This window comes from Saccharomonospora iraqiensis subsp. iraqiensis, assembly GCF_000430445.1.
Lineage (GTDB): Bacteria > Actinomycetota > Actinomycetes > Mycobacteriales > Pseudonocardiaceae > Saccharomonospora > Saccharomonospora iraqiensis.
Map to the genome: position 1 here is coordinate 2940 of NZ_KE387072.1, position 5433 is coordinate 8372.

The window sequence follows — 5433 nt, forward strand, 5'->3', positions numbered from 1 at the left end:
CGGCGGCCGAGGCGGCCACGGCGCGCGGCGAGCCCGGGCGGTACGCGCTGACCCTGTCGCTGCCGACGGCACAGCCGGTGCTGTCCTCGCTGGAGAACCGGGACCTGCGGGAGCGGGTGTACCGGGCGTCCCGCGGTCGCGGGCACCGGGGCGGCGAGTACGACAACACCGGGATCCTGACCGAGATCGCGCGGTTGCGCGCCGAACGGGCCGCGCTGCTGGGCTATCCGCACCACGCGGCCTACGCGGTGGAGGAGCAGACCGCGGGCACGGTCGAGGCGGCGCTGGGGATGCTGCACCGCCTGGTCCCGGCGGCGGTGGCCAACGCGCGGGAGGAGGCGGCCGACCTCGCCGGAGAGATTGCGGCCTCCGGCGCCGACCACGACCTCGAACCGTGGGACTGGGCCTTCTACGCCGAACGGGTGCGCCGGCGCCGCTACGACCTCGACGACGCGGAGCTGCGGCCGTACTTCGAGCTGGAGCGGGTGCTGCACGACGGGGTGTTCTTCGCGGCGCACCGGCTCTACGGCCTCACCTTCACCGAGCGGCCGGACCTGCCCACGTACCACCCGGACGTGCGGACGTTCGAGGTGTTCGACGCCGACGGCTCCGCCCTGGGCCTGTTCCTGGCCGACCACTTCGCGCGGCCGTCGAAGCGGGGCGGGGCGTGGATGAACACCTACCGGGACCAGTCCCGCCTGCTCGGGCGGGCCCCGGTGGTGGTGAACAACCTCAACCTCGCCCGGCCGCCGGAGGGCGGGCCGGTGCTGCTGTCGTTCGACGAGGTGGAGACCGCCTTCCACGAGTTCGGGCACGCGCTGCACGGGTTGCTGTCCGACGTGCGGTACCCGACGTTGTCCGGCACCCACGTGCCGCGGGACTTCGTGGAGTTCCCGTCGCAGGTCAACGAGATGTGGGTGCTGCACCCGGAGGTGCTGGGCAACTACGCCCGGCACCACCGCACGGGCGAACCGCTGCCGGAGCACACGGTGCGGCGGCTGGTGGAGTCCCGCGCGTACGGCCAGGGGTTCGCGACGACGGAGTACCTGGCGGCGGCGCTGTTGGATCTGGCCTGGCACACCCTGGACGGGGACACGCGGGTGGACGACGTGGCCGGGTTCGAGGCGCACGCGCTGGAGAAGGCGGGTGTGGCCCTGGACGCGGTGCCGCCGCGCTACGGCAGCACCTACTTCGCGCACATCTTCAGCAACGGCTACGCCGCCGGGTACTACTCCTACATCTGGAGTGAGGTGCTGGACGCGGACTCGGTGGAGTTCTTCCGCGGCAACGGCGGCCTGACCCGGGAGAACGGGGAGCACTACCGCAGGCGGCTGCTGGCGCGGGGTGGCAGCACCGACCCGATGGCCGCGTTCCGGGACTTCCGCGGCCGCGACCCGGAGATCGGGCCGTTGCTGCAGCGGCGGGGCCTGACGGGCGCGTAGTCGTCGGTCGTGCCCGGCGGTGCCCGGCGCCGGGGTGTCAGTGGTCGGTGTCCTCGGCCGTGCGCGCGCGACCGGTGCGGGTGTGCCGGGGGCGCCGGGTCCAGGGCCAGGTGAGCAGGGCCCACGCGGCGAGGATCAGCGCGGCCTCGGGCAGCAGGTACCACGGCCACGGGCCGAGCAGGTCGAGCACGGAGCCGGTGGCGGGTTTGGCGTTGAGGAACCCGAAGTTCGTGCCGGTGACGCTGTTGAACACGAACGCGGCGCACGCCCAGGCGGCGGTGAGCCCGGCGGCGACGGCGTAGTGCCGCCATCCGGGCCGGAGGCCGAGTCCCCAGGTGAGATAGACCGCGGCCCAGACGACCAGCAGGTGCAGGGCCCAGAACGCGAGGAACTCGTGGTGCGGGAAGTCGGGGGAGTCGAGCACGGGGGACACGAGCGCCTGGGCGCTCAGGGTCAGACCCCAGTAGTAGGTGAGCGCGAAGGCCCAGCGGCGGTGCGACCACAGGGCGTAGGCGGTGACGAACCCGGCCAGGTCGGACAGGTGCAGCGGGACCGCGTCGAGGGGTTGCCAGTGCCGGGAGGCGACCGTGTACAGCTGGGCGCCGACGTGCAGGGCGAGCAGCAGGAGGGCGAAGCCGCGGGTGAACCGGCGTCGGCCGGTGGGGTGGTGGCGTTGCCGCCTGCCGGCCAGGACGAGGGCGGCGACACCCGCGGCGAACACGGCCAGCACGGCCCAGTGGGAGGCGCCGTAGGCGCTGAACTCGTCCTGTGCCGTCGTCCGTGTCACGTCCCCGTCCGGCCTCGGTGCCCGCGCTGGTCGTGCCACCCATGGTGCCAGTCCGGGGACACCCGTGTGGTGTATAACGACCTATACTCGCGGGCGTGGGCGAACACGCTCCATTGAGGATCCGGACACCACACCACTCACCACAACAGCAACAGAGGTCGGGAGAGCGACCGGCATGGTCACCCTCCCGACCTCTGGGAGCGGCCGCTCAGACCAGGCCGAGGTTGCGGACGGCGTCCCGCTCCTCGACGAGCTCGTTGACCGAGGCGTCGATGCGCGGACGGGAGAACTCGTTGATCTCCAGGCCGCGCACGATCCGGTAGGTCCCGCCCTGGCAGGTGACCGGGAACGAGGAGATGATGCCCTCGGGCACGCCGTACGAGCCGTCCGACGGGATGCCCATCGAGACCCAGTCGCCGTCCGGGGTGCCGTTCACCCAGTCGTGCATATGGTCGATGGCGGCGTTGGCGGCGGAGGCGGCCGACGAGGCGCCCCGCGCCTCGATGATCTCGGCGCCGCGCTTGGCGACCCGTGGGATGAACTCGTCGGCGAGCCACGCCTCGTCGTTCACCGCCTCGGCGGCGTTGCGGCCCTTGACCTCGGCGTTGAAGATGTCCGGGTACTGGGTGGCCGAGTGGTTGCCCCAGATGGTCATCTTCTTCACGTCGGCCACCGGCGCGTCGAGCTTGCGGGCGAGCTGGGCGATCGCGCGGTTGTGGTCGAGGCGGGTCATGGCGGTGAACCGCTCGGCGGGGACGTCGGGCGCGTGGGCCTGCGCGATGAGCGCGTTGGTGTTGGCGGGATTGCCCACGACGAGCACCTTGACGTCGTCGGCGGCGCCCGCGTTGATCGCCTCGCCCTGCGGCTTGAAGATGCCGCCGTTGGCCTCCAGCAGGTCGCCACGCTCCATGCCCTTCGTGCGCGGGCGGGCGCCCACCAGCAGGGCGACATTGGTGCCGGCGAACGCCTCGGGGGCGTTGTCGAAGATGTCGATGCCGTGCAGCAGCGGGAATGCGCCGTCCTCGAGCTCCAGCGCGGTGCCCTCGGCCGCCTTCACCGCCTGCGGGATCTCCAGCAGGCGCAGCCGCACCGGCGTGTCCTGGCCCAGGAGCTGGCCGGAGGCGATCCGGAAGAGCAGTGCGTATCCGATCTGGCCGGCCGCTCCGGTGACCGTGACGTTGACAGGGGCCTGGGTCATGACGTTCTCTCCTGCTGACGGGTTCGGTGTTCGGTCACGTGCAGCGTGTTGACGCTGGTATCGGGATGCTATCCGCCGTCGGCGGTGCGCAGGCGGGTGCGTCACCTCACCCGGCCGGGCCGGGGAGGCACGGGACGGATCGGCGGCGGAGGGCCCCGGCGAGGCCGCTCCCGCCGTGCCCAGCCGAATCGCCGGGTATCGCCGGGTCGGACGTGGCCCATCCCGGTCCGGGGTGGACGGTCCGATGTCACCGAGATCACCTCCCGGGGTGTCGGGGTCGGGCCCCTGCGCGGGCCGCGGGGACGGATCGTGACCTTGCCCGTACCCCGGTCGATGTGGTGATATCGGTGTGAAGCCACGGCGGCGGTGGTGCGGACCCGTCATCGGTGCGGGCGGTCGTCGGTGCGGGTGCCCGGGTCCGGTGTCGGCAGACCGTCACCGAGCGGATCCGGTGTCGGTGTGTAACCTCAGTGACCAGTATGGCCACCACCACCGATTCCGCACCGGGTTCCGAGACGCCCGCCGCCGGGCAGGAGCGGTCGACGAGCCCTGCGCACGCACAGTCCCGGTTCCCCCTCCGCACGACCGTGCTGGGGCTGATCGGCAGTCTGGTGCTGCTGCTCGCCTCCTTCGGTGCCGGGGGGATCCTGGTGCACGATCCGGTGCTGGGGTCGTCGCCGTTGTCCTGGATCCGCTACGGGCACGGGCACGCGCTGGCGACGGCGCTGCTGTACGTGGGTTTCGGCCTGGTGGTGTGGGCCTGGGTGCGGCTGGGCCGGCACGTCCTCGCGGGCCGGGTCGGCAGCAGGCCGGTCGTGGTGGCGGCGTTGACGTGGATGGCCCCGTTGCTGGTCGCGCCGCCGCTGTTCACCCGGGACGTGTTCTCCTATCTCGGGCAGGGCGCGCAGCTGCTGCACGGTCTGGACCCGTACGACTACGGGCCCGCCGCGCTCGACGTGCTGCCGAACGTGGTGGAGAACGTGCACCCGCTCTGGCAGACCACGCCCGCCCCGTACGGTCCGCTGTTCCTGTGGGTGGCCGAGCAGATCGTCGGCGTGACCGGGGACAACGTCATCGCCGGGGTGATCGTGACCCGGGTGGTGCTGCTGGCCGGGCTGGCCGGGCTGCTGTGGGCGCTGCCGCGGCTGGTGCGGCATCTCGGGGGACGGTTGCCGGTGACGATGTGGTTGGCGATCGCCAGCCCGATGACGGTGATTCACCTGGTCGGTGGCCCGCACAACGACCTGCTCATGCTGGCGCTGTTGGCGATCGGACTGCTGGCGGCGCTGGAGCGCAAACACGCGCTCGCGATCGCCCTGGTCACCGTGGGCATGTTGATCAAGCCGACGGCGGCGGTCGCGCTGCCGTTCCTCGTGTGGATCTGGGCGAATCACCTGGACGGGTCGGAGAGCCTGTTCCGGCGGTTCGTCCGGACCGTGACGCCGTCGCTGGGCATCTTCGGGGCGGTGTTCGTCCTGGGCACCTGGATCTCCCTCGGGTCGGTCAACCTCGGCTGGGTGACCGGTCTGCAGGCCCCGCAGATCATCGCGAACTGGTTGAACTTCCCCACCGGGATCGGTGAGGTGTTCCACACGCTGGTGAACCTCGTGGTCGACGTGCCGGTCTCCCCGTTCGTGACGGTGGCGCGGGGACTGGCGTGGGTGGCCCTGATCGGGGTGATGGTGTGGCAGTGGTGGCAGGCCCGGCACGGGGGCCGCGAGGCGGTGCTGCGCATGGCGGTGACCCTGCTCGCGGTCGCGTTGTTCGCGCCGCCGACCCTGCCCTGGTACCTGACCTGGGGCTTCGTGATCGCGTCGGCGTTCCCGTGGCGGCGCACCCACCTGGCGGTGGTCGTCGGGGTGTCGATGTTGCTGGTGCTGGCCTACTACCCGACCGGGGAACAGAGCCTCTACGACTGGTGGTTCGTCGCCGGGGTGGTCGCGGCGAGCCTGTACGGGGCGGTGTCGCTGCTGCGGCCGGACCCGTTGGGCCTGATCGCGGTGTGG

4 protein-coding genes are annotated in these 5433 nt (G+C 71.9%); 2 read left to right on the top strand and 2 right to left on the bottom strand.

Features of this window, described 5'->3' with window-relative positions; translation table 11 throughout:
• Positions 1–1442: M3 family metallopeptidase (locus tag ACTIR_RS22320; RefSeq protein WP_034238996.1), on the top strand; the 1442-nt coding region annotated here is incomplete at its 5' end.
• Between the two features lie 37 nt (positions 1443–1479).
• On the opposite strand, the gene ACTIR_RS0108120 is transcribed toward ACTIR_RS22320, so the two are convergent.
• Both ACTIR_RS0108120 and ACTIR_RS0108125 read right to left on the bottom strand, forming a co-directional pair.
• Entirely contained in the window at positions 1480–2229 is a 750-nt protein-coding gene (locus tag ACTIR_RS0108120) for a YwaF family protein (RefSeq protein ID WP_026453896.1), read from the bottom strand.
• Between the two features lie 208 nt (positions 2230–2437).
• The gene (locus ACTIR_RS0108125; protein WP_026453897.1) at positions 2438–3427 is read right to left on the bottom strand and encodes a malate dehydrogenase; all 990 of its coding nucleotides are present in this window, start codon (positions 3425–3427) and stop codon (positions 2438–2440) included.
• A gap of 479 nt (positions 3428–3906) precedes the next feature.
• On the opposite strand from ACTIR_RS0108125, the gene mptB reads away from it, so the two are divergent.
• On the top strand, positions 3907–5433 hold a 1527-nt coding region (mptB, locus tag ACTIR_RS0108130), incomplete at its 3' end, for a polyprenol phosphomannose-dependent alpha 1,6 mannosyltransferase MptB (protein WP_026453898.1).

Coding starts and splice junctions, on each gene's coding strand:
- ACTIR_RS0108125 (WP_026453897.1), bottom strand. CDS start 3,427: ATGACCCAGGCCCCTGTCAACGTCACGGTCACCGGAGCGGCCGGCCAG.